Annotated in this window: 21 protein-coding genes; 13 read left to right on the plus strand and 8 right to left on the minus strand. The window is 42.1% G+C overall.

Annotation, left to right across the window (positions count from 1 at the left end; all coding sequences use genetic code 11):
- Positions 1–33: 33 nt before the first annotated feature.
- The 4 genes from VF675_RS07295 to VF675_RS07310 all read right to left on the minus strand — a co-directional run bounded on the left by VF675_RS07295 (position 34) and on the right by VF675_RS07310 (position 4,847).
- Entirely contained in the window at positions 34–1,020 is a 987-nt protein-coding gene (locus VF675_RS07295; RefSeq protein ID WP_004972441.1) for a diaminopimelate dehydrogenase, read from the minus strand.
- A gap of 307 nt (positions 1,021–1,327) precedes the next feature.
- On the minus strand, positions 1,328–1,813 hold the full coding sequence (locus tag VF675_RS07300) for a DUF934 domain-containing protein (protein ID WP_180006101.1): 486 nt from the start codon (positions 1,811–1,813) through the stop codon (positions 1,328–1,330).
- Positions 1,806–3,449, minus strand: a complete 1,644-nt coding sequence (locus tag VF675_RS07305) for a nitrite/sulfite reductase (RefSeq protein ID WP_440205005.1) — start codon at positions 3,447–3,449, stop codon at positions 1,806–1,808. Before VF675_RS07305 ends, VF675_RS07300 begins: the two co-directional genes overlap by 8 nt.
- Positions 3,450–3,686: 237 nt before the next feature.
- Positions 3,687–4,847, minus strand: coding sequence for a CaiB/BaiF CoA transferase family protein (locus VF675_RS07310; protein ID WP_440205006.1), 1,161 nt, complete (start codon positions 4,845–4,847; stop codon positions 3,687–3,689).
- 209 nt (positions 4,848–5,056) lie between these two features.
- Between VF675_RS07310 and VF675_RS07315 the strand changes: the two genes are divergently transcribed.
- From VF675_RS07315 to VF675_RS07330, 4 genes are all read left to right on the plus strand, one after another.
- Positions 5,057–6,067, plus strand: a complete 1,011-nt coding sequence (locus VF675_RS07315) for an AraC family transcriptional regulator (protein ID WP_004972448.1) — start codon at positions 5,057–5,059, stop codon at positions 6,065–6,067.
- Between the two features lie 229 nt (positions 6,068–6,296).
- Positions 6,297–7,502 carry an acetyl-CoA C-acetyltransferase gene (locus tag VF675_RS07320; protein WP_440205007.1) on the plus strand — a complete coding sequence of 402 codons (1,206 nt, stop codon included), beginning with the start codon at positions 6,297–6,299 and terminating at the stop codon, positions 7,500–7,502.
- A gap of 11 nt (positions 7,503–7,513) precedes the next feature.
- A complete protein-coding gene (locus tag VF675_RS07325; protein WP_440205008.1) occupies positions 7,514–9,649 on the plus strand; it encodes a 3-hydroxyacyl-CoA dehydrogenase NAD-binding domain-containing protein in 2,136 nt (711 codons plus the stop codon).
- Between the two features lie 171 nt (positions 9,650–9,820).
- A complete protein-coding gene (locus VF675_RS07330; RefSeq protein WP_004972453.1) occupies positions 9,821–10,153 on the plus strand; it encodes a hypothetical protein in 333 nt (110 codons plus the stop codon).
- A gap of 112 nt (positions 10,154–10,265) precedes the next feature.
- On the opposite strand, the gene VF675_RS07335 is transcribed toward VF675_RS07330, so the two are convergent.
- Both VF675_RS07335 and VF675_RS07340 read right to left on the minus strand, forming a co-directional pair.
- On the minus strand, positions 10,266–10,688 hold the full coding sequence (locus tag VF675_RS07335; protein WP_004972455.1) for a GNAT family N-acetyltransferase: 423 nt from the start codon (positions 10,686–10,688) through the stop codon (positions 10,266–10,268).
- 23 nt (positions 10,689–10,711) lie between these two features.
- A complete protein-coding gene (locus tag VF675_RS07340) occupies positions 10,712–11,932 on the minus strand; it encodes a class I SAM-dependent methyltransferase (protein ID WP_440205009.1) in 1,221 nt (406 codons plus the stop codon).
- Positions 11,933–12,039: 107 nt separating this feature from the next.
- On the opposite strand from VF675_RS07340, the gene trhA reads away from it, so the two are divergent.
- Both trhA and VF675_RS07350 read left to right on the plus strand, forming a co-directional pair.
- Positions 12,040–12,687 carry a PAQR family membrane homeostasis protein TrhA gene (trhA, locus tag VF675_RS07345; RefSeq protein ID WP_004972459.1) on the plus strand — a complete coding sequence of 216 codons (648 nt, stop codon included), beginning with the start codon at positions 12,040–12,042 and terminating at the stop codon, positions 12,685–12,687.
- Positions 12,688–12,872: 185 nt separating this feature from the next.
- On the plus strand, positions 12,873–14,186 hold the full coding sequence (locus VF675_RS07350; RefSeq protein ID WP_096901571.1) for an MFS transporter: 1,314 nt from the start codon (positions 12,873–12,875) through the stop codon (positions 14,184–14,186).
- Positions 14,187–14,252: 66 nt separating this feature from the next.
- On the opposite strand, the gene VF675_RS07355 is transcribed toward VF675_RS07350, so the two are convergent.
- A complete protein-coding gene (locus VF675_RS07355; protein WP_004972462.1) occupies positions 14,253–15,263 on the minus strand; it encodes a metallophosphoesterase in 1,011 nt (336 codons plus the stop codon).
- A 176-nt stretch (positions 15,264–15,439) separates the two neighbouring features.
- Between VF675_RS07355 and VF675_RS07360 the strand changes: the two genes are divergently transcribed.
- Positions 15,440–17,050, plus strand: coding sequence for a phospholipase D family protein (locus tag VF675_RS07360; protein ID WP_225532188.1), 1,611 nt, complete (start codon positions 15,440–15,442; stop codon positions 17,048–17,050).
- Between the two features lie 97 nt (positions 17,051–17,147).
- Here VF675_RS07360 and VF675_RS07365 read toward each other — a convergent pair whose 3' ends face one another.
- Positions 17,148–17,966 carry a lysophospholipid acyltransferase family protein gene (locus VF675_RS07365; protein ID WP_096901584.1) on the minus strand — a complete coding sequence of 273 codons (819 nt, stop codon included), beginning with the start codon at positions 17,964–17,966 and terminating at the stop codon, positions 17,148–17,150.
- Positions 17,967–18,258: 292 nt separating this feature from the next.
- Between VF675_RS07365 and hflX the strand changes: the two genes are divergently transcribed.
- The 6 genes from hflX (at position 18,259) to VF675_RS07395 (ending at position 22,428) form a co-directional block, all read left to right on the plus strand.
- On the plus strand, positions 18,259–19,599 hold the full coding sequence (gene hflX / locus VF675_RS07370) for a ribosome rescue GTPase HflX (RefSeq protein ID WP_167845795.1): 1,341 nt from the start codon (positions 18,259–18,261) through the stop codon (positions 19,597–19,599).
- A gap of 35 nt (positions 19,600–19,634) precedes the next feature.
- Positions 19,635–20,006, plus strand: a complete 372-nt coding sequence (locus VF675_RS07375) for a hypothetical protein (protein ID WP_004972466.1) — start codon at positions 19,635–19,637, stop codon at positions 20,004–20,006.
- Positions 20,007–20,015: 9 nt separating this feature from the next.
- Complete coding sequence (locus tag VF675_RS07380; protein WP_004972468.1) at positions 20,016–20,690, plus strand: LrgB family protein; 675 nt, start codon at positions 20,016–20,018, stop codon at positions 20,688–20,690.
- An 86-nt stretch (positions 20,691–20,776) separates the two neighbouring features.
- The gene (locus VF675_RS07385; RefSeq protein WP_104853073.1) at positions 20,777–21,223 is read left to right on the plus strand and encodes a DUF2147 domain-containing protein; all 447 of its coding nucleotides are present in this window, start codon (positions 20,777–20,779) and stop codon (positions 21,221–21,223) included.
- Positions 21,224–21,424: 201 nt separating this feature from the next.
- The gene (locus VF675_RS07390; protein ID WP_004972472.1) at positions 21,425–21,871 is read left to right on the plus strand and encodes a DUF2147 domain-containing protein; all 447 of its coding nucleotides are present in this window, start codon (positions 21,425–21,427) and stop codon (positions 21,869–21,871) included.
- 104 nt (positions 21,872–21,975) lie between these two features.
- Positions 21,976–22,428, plus strand: a complete 453-nt coding sequence (locus VF675_RS07395; RefSeq protein WP_440205010.1) for a DUF2147 domain-containing protein — start codon at positions 21,976–21,978, stop codon at positions 22,426–22,428.
- Positions 22,429–22,506 lie beyond the last annotated feature (78 nt).

Here is a 22,506-nt window from a genome sequence, read left to right on the forward strand (position 1 = left end):
TGATTCGTCTTTTTGCTTATAGCTTTAAAAAGTTTAGAGCAATTCTGCACGCAACTGTTCAGGCGATTTCATTGACAATAAACCTGGCGCAACATCATAAGCAGTTTTTGCACCATATTGCTGCATTTGGTTTAAACGATAGCAAGCACGTGCATAAGCCACCAAAATACTCGCGGTAAACTCAGGATTGCTGTCTAACTTCAATGAGAATTCAAGCACTTGTTTTTGTTCATCGCTGGTATTACCACTGCGAATGACAAAACCACCATGTGGCATGCGTTGGTGATCTTTGGCTAAAGTCGCTTCATCAATGAAATTTACGGTTGTGTTGTAGTCAGCGAAATAATCTGGCATGGTCACAATCGCTTGCTCTACCGCAGCAGCATCGGCACCTTCTGCAAGTACGACATAACATTCACGAGTATGTTTATCTTTGGTGCTTAATACAGGACGCGCACCGCTACGCACTTGTTCAATGGCATCATTCGATGGAATGGTATATTGCACACCTGCTTTTACACCATCAACACGACGAATGGCATCTGAGTGACCCTGACTTAAACCTTTACCCCAAAAAGTATAGGTTTCACCATCAGGTAACAACGCTTCACCAAATAAACGATTAATCGAGAACATGCCTGGATCCCAACCAATTGAGATGAGTGCAGTTTTCTTGTTCGCTGTCGCAGGTGCATCTACAGATGCATAATATTCAGGAATACGTGCATGCGTATCGAAACTATCGACAATATTAAATTGGCTCGCCAGTACTGGACCTTGTTGTGGCAAGTCGTCTTTTGAACCACCACATAAAATCAGCACATCAATTTTGTCTTGAAAATCTGACAATGAATCCATGTGAAACACTGCTGTTTCAGCAAAACATGGTGAAACGCTTTCAGGCGCACGACGGGTAAAAATACCCACCAATTGTAAATCTGGGTTTTTATGAATCGCCGTTTCAACACCACGACCTAAGTTGCCATAACCAGCAATACCAATACGGATAGAATTTTGCATAAAGACAAATCACTTCATCATGAAAAAATTGAAAAATAAATCAGAGGATAATCACATCAAATTATCGTCTTGATTGATTTTTGATAATGTAAAAATAACGCCTACATAAGACTGCGATGCTACATCAGCGTGCTTATACTACAGCACTTTACGGTAAATTAAATCATTAAGAAGTGCGATAAAACAAGCCGTTTGATCATTTTAAGGCAAACAAAAAGCCTGCACATGGCAGGCTGTTTGTAAATGTGTGAACCGTGATATTTCGATAAAATCTATCTACATTTCGATGAAATCCATCATCAATATATTACGCACCTGTTTGATAATTTGGTTTTGGCACTGCGGTAGAAGCTTGATAAGGATGGGTAAAGTCCGCCAAACCTGCTGCAGCTTCTTGCACATCTTTACCTTCTTTAATCACGAAAGTATCGAAACCTGCACGCTTCATATAATTTAAGACGTCTTTAAAGACATCACCGACTGCGCGAAGTTCACCCTGAAAGCCTTGACGGCGTAACAATGCCGCAAAAGAATAACCACGGCCATCGTTAAAACCTGCAAATTCAATAAAAATCGCATCCAGTTCTGCCAATGGAAATTCATGGTTTTCAGGCGAAGCATCTACCGTTAAATATAGGGCTTTTTTACCTGAAATTTGTGCCAACTGATCAAGCTGTTCAACGCTGAGCACCACATCACCTTGCGGTAATGCTGCATCTTCAGCAATCACTTGATAAGTATTGTCTGCAATCGTGCCATCTTTCGCGAGCACAGGTAGTGCAGTATTAAGCATAAGCGCGCTCCTTAAATGGTTGAATGCCGACACGGCGATAAGTGTCGATGAAGTCTTCACCTTCACTACGCAAATCTAAGTAGGTATTTAAAATTTCTTCCACCACATCAGGAATCACTTCAGCAGCAAAAGATGGCCCTAAAATATCACCGATTGACGCATCATGGTCTGCATGCCCACCTAAAGTGATTTGGTAGAATTCAGCGCCTTTTTTATCGACACCTAAAATCCCGATATTACCAACGTGGTGATGACCACAAGCGTTCATACAACCTGAAATATTCAAATCCAGTTTGCCAAGATTATAAATGGTATCCAAATCATCAAAACGGCGTGAAATGGCTTCTGAAATTGGAATAGATTTGGCATTGGCAAGTGAACAGAAATCACCACCCGGACAGCAAATAATATCGGTAATAAAGCCAATATGCGCGCGCGCCAAGTTATTGGCATCGAGCACTTGCCACAATGCAAACAGGTCTTTTTGTGGCACATCTACCAAAGCAATATTTTGCTCATGCGTGGTACGCAACTCACCAAAGGTATATTGATCGGCTAAATCTGCAATCAGATTCATTTCTTCTGTCGTCATGTCACCCGGTGCAACACCTGCACGTTTCAATGAAATGGTGACAATACGATAGCCTTGTACTTTGTGCGCATTGGTGTTGATGTTGAACCATTGCTTGAATTTTGGATACTGCGCAAACAGCTCGCTAAAATCTTCATCGGCATAGTTTTGATAAGCAAATGGCGTGAAGTTTTCATCCATTTTTTGCAAAGTTTCTGCATCAATTTTTAAGGTTTTCACCGTATGTGCAAATTCAGCTTCAACTTTTTCTGCAAATACTGCTGGAGTTAAGGCTTTTACCAAAATTTTGATACGTGCTTTATATTTATTGTCGCGACGACCATGCAAGTTATAAACACGTAAAATAGCTTCTAAGTAAGCAATCAAATCTTCACGTGGCAAGAACTCACGAATAAAGCTACCGATAATTGGAGTACGACCTAAGCCGCCACCAACTTTAATTTTATAGCCAATTTCGCCTGCTTCATTTTTGACAATATAGACACCAATGTCATGAAATGCAGTCGCAGCACGGTCAATTTCTTCCAGTGCAGACACCGCAATTTTGAATTTACGTGGCAAGAAGGCAAATTCAGGGTGGAAAGTTGACCACTGACGAATTAATTCACAAGTTGGACGTGGGTCAGCAATTTCGCCCGCCACGACACCTGCATATTGATCTGTAGTGGTATTACGAATACAGTTACCCGAAGTCTGAATTGCGTGCATTTGTACGGTTGCAAGCTCTGCCAACATGTCAGGCACATTTTCCAGTGCAGGCCAGTTAAACTGAATATTTTGACGTGTTGATACGTGCGCATAGCCACGGTCATAGTCTTTGGCAAGCTGCGCAACTTTACGCAATTGCTTAGAGCTCATCAGACCGTAAGGCACCGCAATACGCAACATTGGCGCATAGCGTTGTACATACAAACCATTTTGCAGACGCAATGGACGATATTCATCCTCAGTCAATTTGCCTGCTAAATAACGTTCCGTTTGGTCGCGGAACTGTGCAACACGTTCATTAATCAGTTGCTGATCGAAATCAGTATATAAATACATGGCGTACAGCTAGTCATTTCTATTATCACGGCTGACAGCATAGCGAGATTCAATCTATCAACAAAATGTGTTTTTTACATATTTATTAGCGATTTTATTGATAAGCCATTGCAACATCACAGCCTGTAAGCCTTTGCCAAAATTTACAGGCTTTTTATAGAGCTATCACAAAATAGTGCATGCTTTAGCACTTTTTCTGCTATAGCATCTATTCGATCTATTATTGATTACCTGAAATTACGACTTGGCTTCATCTTCATCCTGATTTTTAATCTGAGATGACCACTGCCCTGCACCCAAAGCCTGCCCGATATAATCGTAACGCATTTGAGAACGTGAAAATTTAATTGGACACGCCAACTGAGTTTCAGTTTTTTCGGCATTCTGCTGAATAGGAACTTCTACTGTCCAACCGCGTTGCTGTGCCAAAGGTGAATGTAAGGCTTCATCTAAAGTGAATACAGGTTCAACGCAGACATCATATTGCGCGAATACCTGCTGCCATGTGGCAAAACTTTGTGTTTTAATTTTATCTTGAATAGCGTGTTTGACTTGCAAGCGCTCTTGCGGATCTAAAGATGCCCCTTTTTCCAAAAGTATCGGTAAGTTTAAAATCTGTGCCAAACCCTGTATAAACTGCGGCTCTAAACTACCGACTGAAAGATAACGGCCATCTGCTGTTTCATAATAGTCATAATAGGTGCCACCATTTAAGTAAGATTGCTCAGCATATTGAGGAACCTGTGCCGCCAAAACTGCTGAAGCGGCCATATTGTTTAAAGTCGCAGCGCAATCGGTCATCGAAATATCAATATACTGCCCTAAACCACTGCGCTGACGTTCTATCACTGCACTTAAAATCGCCACCAAAGCATGCAATGATCCACCTGCTACATCGGCCACTTGAATCCCGAGCGGTGGCGGCCCACCCGCTTGCCGTCCACTATGCCCCGCAATGCCAGACAAGGCTAAATAGTTGATGTCATGTCCTGCCCTTTGTTGATAATCGCCTGTTTGTCCATAACCTGTGATGGAACAATAGATCAGTCGCGGATTAATTTTTGCCAAGCTGGCATAGTCCAGCCCTAAACGCTGCATCACGCCTGGTCTAAACTGTTCCAATACAATATCGAATTCGGCAATTTTATCGTGAATAAGCTGAATACTTTCGGGGGATTTTAAATCCAAAGTAATTGACTGTTTATTCCGATTCAAATAACTGTGCGAAGTCGCTTGTCCATTGGCATAGGGCGGAAATAAACGAATTAAGTCAGGACGGGTTGCCGATTCAATATGAATCACCTCTGCACCCATATCCGCCAAATACAAACTGGCAAAAGGGCCGGGCAATAAGGTAGAAAAATCTAAAACTTTTAAACCGCTCAGTGCATGTGTCATTGTTGTGATTACTCGATTTTTACTGATTTTCCGTTCATCTTATAAACAGCAAAACTGTAACACAATGTCATGTTCAGCCATTTACCTTGATCATTTCGGCAATTTATTATGTAAAATAAGTAAAATTGGTATTGTAAATTGCCAATTTCAATTTTTAGCGTCATTTAGGTCAAGCTTACGTGAATACAAAAGAGACTGAAGGATTTAACATGAGCAGAGATACCATTAGTATCCATTTTGTAAATGCAGCGCTCACGGGTGTTAAGCGACTCGGCATGGATGTCGAAACCTTATTATCTCATGTCGGTATTGAGGCAGAACTTCTGCGCCAACCGAAAGCACGTATTTCACCTGAACAATATACTCGCTTTATTAAAATGTTGTGGATGGTGACCCAAGACGAACACGTGGGTTTTGATTCTCAGCCACGTCGTTTGGGTACATTCGCGATCATGTGCCAATTGGTAATTCACGCCAAAACACTGGGCGATGCCTTAGAACTCTCTTCGCAATTCTACAAACTGTTTGGTGATGATTGGTCGGTTACCTTAGAACGTGATAAACACGAAGCACGTTTGGTACCATCTATTCCACAAGCTATGGATCCTGATCACTTTATTACTGAAAGTATGTTGATGATTTGGCACGGCTTGGCATCTTGGCTGATTGAACGTCGCCTGCCTTTGGAGCGCGTACATTTTGGCTATCCACGTCCTGCACATGCAGATGAATACGATGCGCTGTTCTTTGCGCCTGTCATGCAATTTGACATGCCACGCACCGAAATTACCTTTGCTGCCGACTACTTGGATTTACCAATTCGTCAAACCCAAGAAACCTTAGACGAATTCTTAAAAACCGCGCCTGCGCAATTGTTGGTGAAATTCAAAAACACCAATTCTTTAACTTCGCGTATTCGTGACGTGTTAAAGAGCCAAATTGGCGAAGAAATGCCAACCTTGAACGATGTTGCATCCATGCTGTACCTATCGCCACAAACCTTGCGTCGTCGTTTGGCTGCAGAAGGTAAAAGCTATCAAGGGGTAAAAGATGCATTACGCCGTGATGCCGCGATTCACCTATTGCTGAATCCTGAACTTACCCTTGAAGATGTGGCACAACAAGTTGGCTTTAGCGAAACCAGTACTTTCCACCGTGCTTTCAAAAAGTGGACTGGCGTCACACCTGGTTTATACCGTCAGTTGCACGGTTATCATTAATTTAGAATCGACAATTCACAATAACTCATAATTCCAATCGATTGCCCTTGCACACCGCAAGGGCTTTTTTTATCGCTCTATTATAGTTTCAATCTTTCTGCCAAATTACTGCGTCATCCCAATTAGCAAAAAACCTCACTGACCTGTACCGTTCTCGTCATTGCACTTCAAAATTTTCAGATTACACTCAAAAGCAATCATAAAGAAAACTATCGACAAAGGATTGATTATGAGCGAGGCCTACATCATTGATGCTATTCGCACTCCGCGCGGCAAAGGAAAAAAAGATGGCGCATTACACGAAGTTAAACCCATTCGCCTACTCACAACCTTATTGAATGAATTGCAACAACGACACAACCTAGACACCTCACAAGTAGACGATATTGTTTTGGGTTGTGTCACACCAATTGGCGATCAGGGTGCAGATATTGCCAAAACCGCAGCGATTGCCGCAGGTTGGGACAATGACGTCGCAGGCGTACAAATCAACCGCTTTTGTGCCTCGGGTTTAGAAGCCGTGAACCTCGCAGCACAAAAAGTCCGTTCAGGTTGGGAAGATTTAATTGTTGCAGGTGGTGTGGAATCTATGTCACGTGTGGCAATGGGTTCTGATGGTGGTGCTTGGGCATTCGACCCTGAAACCAACATGGCCTGTGACTTTATTCCGCAAGGTATTGGCGCTGACTTAATTGCCACTTTAGATGGTTATAGCCGCACCGAGGTCGATCAATTTGCAACCGCATCGCAACAAAAAGCAGCCGCAGCGCAAGCGCAGGGATATTTCGAACGCTCGATTGTACCTGTCAAAGATCAGGCAGGTGTGGTGATTTTGGCACAAGATGAATTTATCAAACCACAAACCACAGTTGAAAGTTTGGCACAGCTCAAGCCAAGTTTCGCAATGATGGGACAAATGGGGTTCGATGCCATCGCCTTGCAAAAATATCCTGAAGCAGGGCAAGTCAATCATGTGCATCATGCAGGCAATTCATCGGGTATTGTTGATGGTGCGGCGTTGGTCTTGATTGCATCAGAACAGGCGGTACAACAACACAATTTAAAACCACGTGCCAAAGTGCTTGCCACTGCACTGGTCGGCACAGATCCTGCGATTATGCTCACAGGGCCAGCATCTGCAGCACGCAAAGCCTTAGCCAAAGCAGGACTGAACATTGAAGATATTGATCTGTTCGAAGTTAATGAAGCCTTTGCAGCCGTGGTTCTGCGTTTTATTACCGAGCTTCAGGTTGACCCCGCCAAAGTCAATGTGAATGGTGGTGCCATTGCCTTGGGTCATCCACTTGGCGCTACAGGTGCCATGATTTTAGGCACCTTACTGGACGAGCTAGAACGACAAGATAAAAAACGCGGCATGGCTACATTATGTGTAGGCGGTGGGATGGGAATTGCCACCATTATTGAGCGAGTATAAGGAGTATAAAAATGAGCGCCATTCACTATTATAAAAATGCCGATAACATTGTCATTCTAACCTTTGACTCACCAAATCAATCTGCCAACACCATGAATGCTGACTTTAGAGATGCATTAGCGCAAGTGGTACAAAAGTTAAAAGCAGACGAACAAGTGGCGGGAATCATTTTCGCCTCTGCGAAAAAAACCTTTTTTGCAGGCGGTGACTTAGATGAGTTGATTCAAGTACAGCCTGAGCATGCCAGCTCATTTTTTCAGATGATTGAAAACCTAAAAGCACAGCTGCGTTATATTGAAACCCGTGGTATTCCTGTGGTAGCTGCCTTAAATGGCACGGCACTCGGCGGCGGATGGGAACTTGCTCTGTGCTGTCATCATCGTATTGCAATTCGTGATGCAAAAACCAAGTTTGGTTTACCCGAAGTGACTTTAGGTTTATTGCCTGGTGGCGGTGGTATTGTGCGGATGGTACGTTTATTGGGTTTACAAACTGCCCTGCCGCTGTTGATGGAAGGCAAACAGCTGAGTGTGGAAAAAGCACAAAGTTTAGGTTTAATCCATGATCTTGCTGAAAATGAAACAGAATTACTCAGCAAAGCCCAAGACTGGATTCTTGCACATCCTCAATCACAACAAGTATTTGATGTCAAAGGCTATAAAATCCCTGGGGGAACACCATCTACACCTGCTGTCGCGCAAATGCTTTCCATTGCTCCTGCCATGCTACACGACAAAACCAAAGGCTGTTACCCTGCGCCTGAAGCAATTTTGAGTGCAGCAGTAGAAGGTGCGCAGGTTGATGTCGATACAGCCTTACGCATTGAATCTCGCTATTTTACCCAGCTCGCAACAGGTCAAATTTCTAAAAATATGATTGGCACCTTTTGGCATGGGCTGAATGCGATTAAATCGGGCAGTGGCCGTCCGCAAGGCATTGCACCGCATCAAACTCAAAAAGTCGGCATTTTAGGTGCAGGCATGATGGGCGCAGGCATTGCTTATGCCACAGCAAGCAAAGGCATTGCGGTTGTTCTTAAAGATGTATCCATCGAACAAGCTGAAAAAGGCAAAGCTTACAGTCAAAAACTATTGGATAAACAAGTATCGCAAGGTCGTATAAGTGCAGAGCGAGCAGCACAAGTCTTAGCCAATATTCATCCAACGGCACAGGCTGCCGATTTACAAGGCTGTGATTTGATTATTGAGGCGGTATTTGAAAATCCTCAACTCAAGGCGCAAGTCACACAAGAAGCCGAAGTTTTTCTGGCAGAACAAGGTGTGATGGCATCCAATACCTCAACTTTGCCAATTAGTGAGCTTGCCCAAGCGGCGCAAGATCAGCAGCGTTTTATTGGCCTGCATTTCTTTAGTCCTGTCGATAAAATGCCGTTGGTAGAAATCATTAAAGGAAAAAACACCTCTGCCGATACTTTGGCAAAGGCTTATGATTTTGTGCAATACATTGGTAAAACACCGATTGTGGTCAATGACAGCCGTGGCTTTTTTACCAGTCGGGTGTTTGGCACTTTTGTGCAGGAAGGCTTGCGCTTACTGGCAGAAGGCGTACATCCTGCCAAAATTGAAATGGCAGCTTTAAAAGCAGGTATGCCTGTTGGTCCGCTTGCCATTCAGGATGAAGTGTCTTTAACCTTGTCTGAACACGTGGCGCAGGAAGCACGTAAAGCGTTACAAGCCGAAGGAAAAGATCGACCACTGTCGAATGCAGATGAAGTCATTCAAACCATGATTCATCAATTCTCACGTAAAGGCAAAGCTGCAGGTGCAGGCTTTTATGACTACCCTGAACAGGGTAAAAAACAGCTTTGGTCGGGATTAAGTCATTGGTATAAAAATACCGAAATCGCTGAACAAGAAATGATTGACCGTTTCTTATTTGTACAAGCACTGGACAGCTTACGTTGCTTGGAAGAAGGTGTTTTAGAATCTGTCATTGATGCCAATGTTGGGTCAATTTTTGGCATTGGCTTCCCTGCATGGACAGGTGGTGCTTTGCAGTTTTTAAATCAATATGGTTTAACACAGGCTTTGGCACGAGCACAGCAACTTGCTGCAGCATATGGCGAACGTTTTACCCCACCTAAAATTTTGCAAGACCGTGTTGCTGCAGATGCTAAAAGCATTTAAGTCTAAACTTTAAATTTAAAACAATCTGAGAGGGATACATCATCCCTCTTTTTATTTGCTCAAAATTACAATGAATATCCCTGCATGAATAGAATTTAATCCGTTTTTTATGCATTTTATGTTATAAAGTTACATAATTTTAAGATTTAGATTCAAATTGGGTAGATGCACATGACCGAACGCCTTACTCCTGAAAAATCACCTTGGGGTTGGAAAGCACTCTTTATTTTCTGTATTTTGGGTGGAATTTTCATGTTTATTTTCTGGTTAGCGGTCACGAATGAACCTGACTACATGCCTAGCCAGCAACAAAAGCAGAATACTCAGCAACACGCCTTTAAAAATGCGCCAGCTATGTCACAAGAAGCATTGGCAAAAGCACAAGCAGATCGTGAAGCACGTGAAGCTTTGGCTGCTGAAACTGCAGATGCACACGGTATGACTGAAACAGAACATGCCAATATGCCTGAAAACCATGAGCCAGCACCCGCACATGGACATTAATATGCGCTAGCGGTTCTGTTCATACAGTTTATAAAAAGAAATCGCCATGATCACATTCCATCATGGCGATTTTTATTTTGCACGATTAAAATCAGGACTATCGACAATTCATTTAAAATATCAATCGCATATCTACATGCGGAATACCACAATCTAAATACGACTCACCCTCAACCTGAAAACTCAAACTTTGATAAAACGGAATCGCGTGTTCCTGCGCAGACAACTTGACCCACGGACGTTGCTGCTGCTTTGCCACCTGAATAATATGCTGCATTAAAACACGTCCCACACCTAAACCGCGCTGTGATTTCAACACTGCGACCCGTCCAATACTGTGATTTTCCAGTAAACGTGCTGTTGCAATCGCCTGTCCAGTTGCATAGACCACAAAATGCAAGGCAACTGCATCTTGTGCATCCCACTCATCTTCAGGCGCAATTCGCTGTTCCTGAATAAAGACTTGCTCACGAATAGATTTGGCCTCTGCAGCAAATTGTGTCCAAGTGCCCGATTGAATTTCATAATCTTGCATCTTTATATCCTGTTCCATCTTGCTTAGCACTTAGAACCAATGCCCTGTTGATCCCACTGATCGTTCAACAACAACTCCAAAGAATGTTTTTGAATACCGTACATGGTTTTTAAATCACGAATTTGTGCCAAAACTGCTTGATCAGGTTCACTCCAATTTTGACGTTTGGTTGCCAAAATCATTTTGTTTTTACTGGTGTGTTCTAAAGCGACAAACTCAAAAACTTTGGTGTCATAACCATAGGCTTTGAGCAATAAAGCGCGGATGGTATCGGTTAACATTTCCGCCTGTTGCCCTGCATGAATGCCAAATTGCAGCATCGGTTGCAACACGCTTGGGCTTTGTAATTGTGGACGCAACTCTTTATGGCAACACGGCGCGCACATAATCATTTGTGCATGCAGGCGAATACCAGTATGAATTGCAAAATCGGTGGCGACATCACAGGCATGCAAAGCAATCATTACATCTAAATGTTCTGGCTGATAGGTGCGCACATCGCCCTGAAAAAAATCTAGCTGCTGAAAGTCTGAAGCACTCGCCACCGACTGACAAAACTCAACCATTTTCGGGTTTAGTTCCACCCCAGTCACCAAGGGAATAAATTGCTGCTTTTGCAAATAGTCATAGAGCGCAAAAGTTAAATAGCCTTTGCCTGAACCAAAATCCACCACGCGCAAGGTATTTTCCGAAATTTTGATTTGCGCCAAGGCACCCGAAAAAATTTCAATAAATTTATTAATCTGTTTCCATTTCCGCGCCATGCTCGGAATAATTTGCGCTTTGGCATCGCTAATCCCCAAGTGTTGTAAAAATGGGCTGGATTGATCGACATAACGCTGCTTTTCTCGGTCATGTCCTTGTGGTTCTTTCGGTTTCGCTATAGTCGGTGCTGTTTTACTGATGCTAAGCATGGCTTTCTTTTTGTTCTTTTTTAGCTGAATTTCCTGATCTGTCGTGAATAAATTGGCCTGTTTACAATCTGCCAATAAGTGACTCAATTGTATCTGTGCTTCTGCCAAAGGATAGTTTTTGGTGATATCCTGCGTTTTATGGCGATACAAACAAGTTAAAACGGTGTCTTGATTTAGCTGAATCACCCGTAAGGTGATTTTTTCTAATTGTTCCAGTTCGCCTTTATATTGACTCAGCACCACACGATCAAGCTTTTGTGTATCAATGGCTTGCTGAAAAGCCTCTAAGAATTGTTGTTCCTGCACAGAGGGAGAAGCCAAAGTCGACATAATAAAAACCTGAAAAAATTACAATTCAAGTTTAATTGTTATTACCCTAAAAGCAAAATTGAATTACGATACAGTTGTATAATTAAAGAAATTAAAGCAGATTCGCCATGAAATTAAATGCCCCTTTAGTGCCTGATTATGACCTGCAAGAAGAACGGATTAACTATCTGAGCCATGGTGTTGGTGCGGCTTTGGCATTTATTGCAGGTATTCTTTTAATCATTAAAGGTGCGTATTTAAGTACGGGACAATGGCTAGGTTTGTGGGCCTATGCAATAAGCATGGTACTGCTTTTTTCTGCTTCAATGCTGTATCACATGGCAACCGCAGCAGACCGTCGTTATTTTTATAAAAAGTTAGATCACACCGCAATTTATTATTTAATTGCAGGGACTTATACCCCATTTTTATCCATCGCGATTCCTACGCAAAAAGCACAATATTTGTTAATTGCCCTGTGGATTATTGCCCTGATTGGCACCCTATTTAAACTGGTATTTATCAACCGTTTTCATAAAATTTCTTTAATTGCCTACTTGGTGATGGGTTGGTTAGCCGTTCTGGTCATGGACGATATGCAAGCCTATTTAAGCAGCCAAGCCCTGACCTTTTTGCTAATTGGCGGCATTGCCTACACCGTGGGTGCATTGTTTTATGCCTTAAAACGCGTAAGATATACCCACGCAATTTGGCATGTATTTGTCCTAATTGGTGCAGGCGCACACTTTCTGGCAATTTATCTGTATGTGATTTAACGCTGAATATCGCTCATGTCTTACAGATAAAACGATCAGATTTGAATGGTGTTCATGGATGCAGTTTTGTAACCGACTTCTTGTTCAAAAAAGTATAACTACAAGAAGTATCTACTATTTTTCTGCCAGTGCGGTCTGTGCCAAATTGCACTTTCATTTAAAATTCACTTTACATAAGGTCCTGTATGGCATCTTCATCTACTGCTGCCGCTGAACAGCCGACTCAAAATTCTAAATTTCGAGTACTGACTGCAAGCTTGGTCGGTACCACCATCGAGTTTTTTGACTTTTATATCTACGCCACTGCGGCAGTCATTATTTTCCCGTATCTGTTCTTTCCGACCAGTACTGACCCAATGACGGCAACCATTCAATCTCTCGCCACCTTTGCAATTGCCTTTATCGCCCGTCCAATTGGCGCAGCTTTATTTGGACATTTAGGAGATCGGATTGGACGCAAAGCCACTTTGGTCGCGGCATTATTGACCATGGGAATTTCTACAGTCTGTATTGGTTTACTGCCGACGTATGCACAAATTGGGATTATCGCGCCATTACTGTTGGCGTTGTGTCGCTTAGGGCAAGGTTTAGGCTTGGGCGGTGAATGGTCGGGAGCAGTACTGTTAGCCACAGAAAATGCCCCTGAAGGTAAACGTGCTTGGTATGGCATGTTCCCACAATTGGGCGCTCCGATTGGTTTTATTCTTGCCACAGGTTCATTCCTTATTTTAGGTGCGCTGATGTCTGAGCAAGACTTTATGACATGGGGCTGGCGCATCCCGTTTATTTCGAGTGCCTTATTGGTGATTGTCGGTTTATGGATTCGCTTAAAACTGCATGAAACGCCTGCCTTCCAAAAAGTGTTGAATAAACAAAAAGAAGTCAATGTGCCATTTATTCAGGTCTTTAAAAAACACGCTAAAATGTTAGTGCTCGGAACAATCGCTGCAATTTGTACCTTTGTGGTGTTTTATCTGACTACAGTATTTGCCTTGCAATGGGGCACTAAACAACTGGGTTATTCACGTGAAGAATTCTTAAAACTTCAACTACTAGCCACATTGTGTTTTGCCGCATTTATTCCCCTCTCAGCCGTTTTAGCCGAAAAATTTGGACGTAAAACTACCTCTATTGCGGTGTGCATCGTCTCTGCAATTTTTGGCTTATTCTTTGCCGATATGCTTGCTTCAGGCAGCACATGGATTGTATTTATTTTCCTGTGTATTGGCTTGGCGATTATGGGACTCACTTACGGACCAATTGGTACAGTGTTGTCTGAAATTTTTCCTACTTCTGTACGCTATACAGGCTCGGCACTCACCTTTAACTTGGCGGGTATTTTTGGCGCATCGTTTGCCCCACTGATTGCCACCAAACTTGCCACCACTTATGGCTTGGCTGCAGTTGGTTATTATTTAAGTGCAGCATCCATCTTGTCTTTAATCGCATTTTTAATGATTCGAGAAACCAAGCATGATGATGTAAACAATCAAATTTAAGCGCAAAAATTGCATCAAAAAACCAGCCTCGGCTGGTTTTTTTCATGTAGGCGATGGTGACGGTGCTTACAATAATTCAATAATATCAATCGTGGGCGGCACACCAAAACGAAAAGGAACACCGACCATTCCTGTCCCTACAGTCACAAATACATCGGCATGATCATGGCGATATAACCCCTTTTTATGCCCTAAAATAGATACTTTTTTCATCACATAATCGGTCAGCCACGGCAGTTCAACCTGCCCACCATGGGTATGTCCTGCCAACATCAACGGACGTGTCGGCAATTTTGGCACCATATCCACTGTATCGGGGTTATGTGATAACAACACCCACGGCTTATCCTGAGGTAAATCGGGCATATAGCGCATGTCGGTTTTACCTGCCCATAAATCGCCAATACCGAGCAAACGAAACTCATCAAACTCGACAATTCTACCTTCAATATCAATCACGTTATTTTGTTCTAAAGCCGTTTTTAACAGCTCTTGAATGGGCGGGCCAGGATACTGCTCATCATGATTACCATTTACCGAATATACAGGCGCACAAATTTCTTTTAATACCGCCAATTCTTCGACCAATTTATTTTCAGGCTCATAAGTCCAGTCGCCTGCTACAACGACAATATCGGGGTTTTGCAAATTGAGTTTTTTCACAATTTGCTTCAATTGACGCTCATGCCCAGAAAACAAGCCAATATGTAAATCTGCAATTAAAGCAATTTTGACAGGCTTTAATAAACGGCGATCTGCATGAATTTGATATTTGGTAGTTTTGACTTGAATCAAATGCGGTTCAATAAAACGCGCATAGCTCAACACAGCACTGACTAAAAATACAAAAATCGCTTCGTGGATGGAGTAATAGCCCTGAATACCCGCATAGACACTAAAAAAAACCAAAGGCGGCAACAGGTAAGACAAATAAAATGCCAACAAATGCACAAAGGCCTTAAACGGGTGAATGGTTTCTGTATTGGCCTGACTGCGCCATGCTTGCGAAACTGCCCACAGCGCCAAAATTGCCATACCCATATAGAAATACAACACGACTGAATCGTTATCCCACATATTTATTCTCTATTACTTCATACTTCTGCTATTCAATGCTGCGCTAAACCCAGATGTCGCATTTAACCCACACACGTCATATATCTGTATTGTCATATTTATCTTTTCATAGCTGACAATTATACTCAAACCCTATTTTTAACTTATTTGCTCCTCGTGCTAAAAAGGAATTTAATTTGGCAAACCGCAGCTCATCCGCTCCATTTCAAAATATTCGGCACAACGTCTTGTGGCTGAGTTGCGCCTTCGTTTTGACACTCTCAGGCTGTAGCACGCTGCCCAAACAGATTGAACATCCGATCCGGATGGCGTTTGAAACCCCAACCGATCAAACCAGTTTGGCCAAAATTGTACTGCCGCTACGCGAAAAATATCCGCAGCTTACGGGTTATCATGTCCTGTATGATCCGCTCGAAGCCCTAGCAGCACGTATCTATCTGATTAATAAAGCAGAAAAATCTTTAGATTTACAATATTATATTTGGGATAACGATAAAATTGGCGCGCTTGCACTACACGCCATTATTCGTGCGGCAGATCGTGGGGTGAAAGTCCGCTTATTGGTCGATGATAACAATGCCAAAAAAATGGAAGGCATTTATCTCGCGCTCGATCAACACGTCAACATCGACATCAAACTGTATAATCCATATCGCTTTCGACATTATCGTGCCATGGACATGATTTTGGATTTGAAGCGTATTAACCGTCGTATGCACAACAAAAGCTTTATTGCCGATAACCAAATTTCTCTGATTGGTGGGCGCAATATGAGCAATCAATACTATAACGTCAGCGACAATTATCAATTTTCTGATGTCGATGTGATGTTAGTCGGCTCGGCTTCGGATGAAATTATTCACTCTTTTGATGAATACTGGAATGATGACTATGCTTATTCAGTCAAGCAATTGGTCAATCCACAACATTACACCTTGCGTTATGAAAGCTTAAAACAGCAATTAGAACAGCACGATCAAGAAGCCACCGTACAAAATTATTTAGATTTGGTGACTCGTTCTAAAGCGATTGAACAGTGGATGACGCATAGTATTAAGTTCGATTGGGTCAGTGCTGAAGTGGTCAAAGATGCGCCGAGTAAAATTAAAGACCGCGCCTCAAAAGAAGAACATCTCAACTTTCAATTGCTGACGCATTTAGAGAAGCCAAGCAGTAGTGTCGATATTATTTCTGCGTATTTTGTCCCCGAACAATCGGGGGCAGAAAAACTAAAAGACTTGGCGGATGATGGCGTTCAGGTACGCGTACTGACCAACTCCTTTAAAGCCAACGATGTTCCTGTGGTGCATGCTTTTTACGCCAAATATCGAGAAGATTTATTGGCAAATAACGTGCAGCTGTATGAGTTTTTGGCGCGACCTGAAATGGAAAACCTAAACACACATACGCACGAAATTTCCAAAAAAGCCAAAGTCAGTATGAAAGGTTTAAGCCGTTCTAGTTTACATGCCAAACTCATGGCATTGGATGAAAAACAGGTATTTATTGGTTCGTTTAATTTTGACCCACGCTCGGCATATTTAAATACTGAAATTGGGGTGATTTTAAACAGTCCGCCATTGGCTCGCGCAGTTCACCACACCATGGATGTCAATTTGTCCAAATATGCTTATAAACTGGTTTTGGATGCACAGCAAAACATTCAATGGCACATGAAAAATCCACAAGGCGAAACTCAAATTCTGAAAAAAGAACCAGGGATGAAATGGTATCAACGTGCGGCAATGAAAATTACCTCATGGCTGCCAATTGAAGGCTTTATGTAGCAACATAATATTGAAGCTGTTGGATGATGACCATTATTCTTAAAAAAATGTGATGTGCTTAGGCTATCTTTAACATGAAGATGCGCCTAAGCATGTTTTATGATGTCAGCACTTGTGGTTTTAATACCTGACGATGCAACTCAGCCAAACCTTCTGTCATGCGTTCCTGTACCACAGCAGTTAAAGATTCAATATCGTGCCCTTCTACCACAATTGCAGGTAACGCCATTAAATGCGCTGTCACTTTCGGCATTTCCAAAACATCTTTCACATGATCAACAAAGGTCATGTCATTAATAAACGGCGCAACAGTATCTAACTCACCTTGCTGATTCACATAACAAATCAGACAAATTTGCACAGGTCGTTTGGCTTCAATTGCTGCCCCTAAAATACGACCATGCACTTTTTTAATTTTGCTTCCATCTGACGTGGTCGCTTCAGGAAAAAATAATACAGGAATATCTTGTTTTAAAAATTGCGTGATTTGTTCACGAATTTTGACTGAATCGCCAGAGCCACGCTTAATAAATAGCGTCCCCCCACCTTTGGCTAACTTACCCAATAACGGCCATTTTTCAATTTCAGCTTTGGCCAGAAAAAATACCCGCGCACTAGAACCCAATACCGCTACATCTAACCACGAAATATGATTACTGACCCATAGCGCAGGGTCATGCGGAATTTCACCATGAATTTGCACTTCAATATTAAAAACTTTGCACAATTGACGGCAAAAATATTGCACATAGCGCGTATTGTTCGGGTTGTTGGTGTCTTTATACAATTGATGACGATAGACCAAATAAAACCCTTCACCAATCGCGCCAGCCGTTGCCAGAACTTTTTTGCTATACAAAGCAAGCTTTGCAAAACCATGAATTGGAGATGTGTGAGTTTCAACAGCTGGGTTCATAGGGTCATCACTAATTGTTAAACGCAAAACAACGTATAAAGGTCTATATTTTGCTCATTCTATACTGTTCAATCTGAACTTGCATTGATAATAAAAACCGAAACCTGCATGCAAACATGCGACTTTTGGCAAAATCTAAATAGATAAATTCTATATTGGGGTCATCCTTATAATTGAGTTTACATACGTTGATATAGCATCAAATCAGGGCGCAGGAAAAATCCAATCATCTATTTCCCTGCACAAACATTTTTTCTACTAGAATATAGCTTTAGCATGGAGATTGCGCTGAGTGGAAAATTTTGTGCCACCTCAAGATGGCGAGCGTGTTGTACTGGTCAGTGTCGCTGTCCAAATTTTAGAAGACCTAGATGCCGAAGAATTTCAGCTCTTGGCTGAATCTGCGGGTGCAGAAGTTTTACAACACGTCCACACTCAACGTAGTAAACCCGATGCCAAACTCTTTATTGGCTCAGGCAAAGCCGAAGAAATTGCCGCATTGGTCAAAGAACACGACGCCAATTTGGTCATTTTTGATCATGCACTCAGTCCTGCACAGGCACGTAATTTAGAAAAAGTGATGCAATGCCGTGTGGTTGACCGTACCGAACTCATTTTAGATATTTTTGCTCAACGCGCCCGCACTTACGAAGGTAAATTACAGGTCGAATTGGCACAATTACAACATTTATCTTCACGTTTGGTGCGTAGTCGCAGCAACTTAGACAGTCAAAAAGGTGGTATCGGCTTACGTGGTCCTGGGGAAACCTTGCTTGAAACTGACCGACGCTTATTGCGTATTCGCATGGGACAACTAAAAACCAAACTCGATAAAGTCCGTCAAACCCGTGCACAAGGTCGTGTGGCTCGGCAAAAAGCCGCCATTCCTACCGTTTCATTGGTCGGTTATACCAACGCAGGCAAATCGACCTTATTTAATATTTTGGCGCAAAGTGATGTCTATGCTGCTGACCAACTGTTTGCTACGCTTGACCCTACTTTACGGCGTTTAGAATGGGATGGCATCGGACGTCTGGTATTGGCAGACACCGTTGGCTTTGTAAGAAACCTATCTCACTCTTTGGTGGAATCTTTTAAAGCAACTTTGGAAGAAACCTTAGAAGCCAGTTTATTGCTGCATGTGATTGATTCAAGCAGCCCCGATGTGTTGGAACAAATTGAAGCAGTCGAAGGTGTGCTAAAAGAAATTGGCGCAGATGTACCTATTTTGCGGGTTTACAATAAAATTGATGTCTCAGGCGAAACAGCCAAAATTATCTATGAAAAACCGCATCAACCTGACCGTGTCTATGTATCGGCACATTCAGGGCAAGGTTTAGACTTGTTAAAACAAGCCGTACATGAATGTTTGATGGGGCAAATTCAAAAGTTTGATCTTAAATTACAACCTGCTTATGGCAAACTGCGCAATCAACTGTATGCGCTCAATGTCATTCAGGCAGAACAGTACGATGATGAAGGTCAATTACATCTACAAGTCAGCATGGCACCACATAAACTGGAACAACTGATTAAACAGGCACATTTACCGATAGACGAAATTTTAGGTGCACAGGCAGAACAATTTAAACGTCCGCTTGAAGCATTTGAAATTGACGATCAGATCGGTTAAAACGTGATAAGTAAAATTTTAATGAAAGATCAAAAATGAGCAGGATAAAACATATCGATTGGCCAGCATGGATCGGCACACTCCTTTTGATTATTGTGTTTCGTGAAGCCTCTGTATGGATCATGACCCAATTTAATCACCCAGAATTAGGCAATTTAGTCGGTTTGCTCAGCCTACTGGCGGTATTATTTACATGGCGCAAACTCAGTAAAATTCCTGCTCGTCTGGTCGATACCAACAACAAAATCATGAAAGAAAGTGCCTTTGCCTTTTTACCCATCAGCGCGGGTTCATTAATTATGCTCACGCACATGGGCAAACAAATTCCAATCTTCTTAATTGTGTTGTTTATCAGTACGCTGATCCCGCTTTGGCTGTATGCCAAAATGGCAAAACGCTGGCTTTAGGAGATTAAAATGCTGTCAATTCTATATGGTTTTTTAATCACTCTCGTTGCATATTTACTGGCAAAACCTTGCAACCAAAAAGTCCCGCAAATCCCTGTGATTGTCTTTGGCATGTGTTTTGTGTTGCTACTGTTGTATTTTTTCGGGATTCCATACGAAACTTACGTCGCACAAACCAACCCTTTGTTTAATCAATTATTGGGCTATGTGACAGTTGCACTCGCCATTCCTCTAGCAGCCATGCGTTATGACGATTTACCCCTCAAAGCGATTTTAGGTATTTTGTTCTTTGCCAGTCTTAGTGCTGTGGCGCTGCCGATGGGGCTTGCTTATGCGCTACATATGTCCAGTGCCGATATTATGGCATTTGCCACCCGTGCAGTGACCACGCCGATTGCGATTAATATCGCAACCTTATTAGAAGCACCGATTCAATTGGCAGTATTAATTGTAATTTTATCAGGTGTCGTGGGTGCTGCTTTTTCACCACTTATTTTAAGGCATATCAATGATGAACGTGCTTCAGGTTTGGCACTTGGCTTAGCTGCACATGCCATTGGTACTGCTCAAGCATGGCAACGTGGCAGTGTTGCAGGACGTTATGCTGCCTTTGGCATGGCAGTCAATGCAGTCTTTACCGCAGTTTGGCTGCCAACATTTATACTGTATTTACAAAGAATGTGACTGAGCAATCACTTTTAAAGATTGTGACCATTTCACTTTCTTTTTATTATGAAATATCCAGTTTGCGAAATGAAGGAACATTGAACATGGTCAAGATGAAACTCACCGTTGCCTTAATCTGCTCAGCCTTAGGTAGTTTTGCGCTGGCTCAAGATATTACAGGAACTTGGAAAAACATTGACGATAAAACGGGTTCATCTAAAGCCATTTTAGAAATTCGTCAGGAAAGCAATGGTAGCTATACCGCTAAAATCGTTAAAGTGACGCCACGCCCAGGTTACACACCAAGAGAAACCTGTGTCAACTGCCCTGCGCCTTATACCAACCAACCGATTTTAGGTATGGATGTACTCACTGGCTTAAAATATACAGGTAATTCCAATTTCACAGGCGGGAAAATTATTGACCCTTTAAGCGGCAATATTTACAGCACCAAAGCCAAATTGAGCAATAATGGTAAGCGTTTGACCATGCGCGGTTATGTCGGTGTATCGGCTTTAGGTCGCAGCCAAACTTGGATTAAAAGTGATTAATTTATAAGTTATTCCATCAACTTAATTAATTCACTTTTCACTTAAAATACCACACGTTCGTGGCATTTTTCACATCTTTTCCAGCATTTTCCCTGCAAGTTTAAGATTAAAAATTTCCTCAAATCTCTTGACTCTTACCACAACTCGCTTTATATCTTGAATTAACCTCTGTAATAACTTTCGACAATCAAAGGAACTGATATGAAGAAAAATGTATTGATGGGTGTATTTGCAAGCTTAATCTTCAGTGGTTCAGCATTTGCTGCAGACCTAACAGGTATCTGGCAAAGTATTGATGACAAAACAGGTTCACCCAAAGCCCTGATTGAAATTACCCAAGCTGAAAATGGCAGCTTTACTGGTAAAATTATCAAAGTCACACCAAGACCGGGCTATACCCCAAAAACTATGTGTGTGAATTGCCCTGCACCTTATACCAACAAACCTTTGGTCGGTTTGGAAATTATTAGTGGCTTAAAGCATGTGGAAAATAACAACTATGCCGATGGGCGTATTTTAGATCCACTTACAGGCAAAATGTATAGCCTGAAAGGTCGTTTAGCATCTAATAATAAACGTCTCACTTTACGTGGTTACGTCGGAATTTCAGCCATTGGTCGGACACAAACGTGGATTCGCCAACAATAAGCGAGTAATTGTGTCTCATCGGTCATTTTTTCTGGATACTCGGGACTTTGTGTCCGTTAATTCACAGATTAGACTAGCCGCAAAGACCGAGTAAGGGAAATAAAATGATTCAGAAATTGGCTTTAGGAATAGCCGTCATCTTCGGCAGTCTAAGCACTTTGGCGATGGCACAAGATTTAGCAGGAACTTGGCAACAAATTGATGATAAAACAGGCTCACCCAAAGCTGTCATCGAAATTCGTAAAGAAGCCAATCAAACCTATACGGGTAAAATTGTGAAAGTAACCCCGCGTCCGGGTTATACCCCACGTGAACTTTGTAATAAATGCCCTGCGCCTTATACCGACCAACCTATTTTAGGGATGGATATTTTAAAAGGCTTACAACAAGTCAAAAACAGCAACAATTACGAAAAAGGACGCGTAATTGATCCATTGGCAGGTCGTATTTACGATGCAAAAATTCGCCTCAACTCAACAGGTAAACGTTTAACTTTACGTGCTTATATGGGTGTATCTACACTAGGTCGCAATCAAACTTGGATTCGAATTCAATAAAATTCAAGATAAAAAATAGCCACCTCAATAGGTGGCTATTTTCATTTCATCATCACATTTTTAAATTTTAAAGATGAA

Source organism: Acinetobacter sp. Lyrl_1, assembly GCF_051948795.1.
GTDB lineage: Bacteria > Pseudomonadota > Gammaproteobacteria > Pseudomonadales > Moraxellaceae > Acinetobacter > Acinetobacter towneri.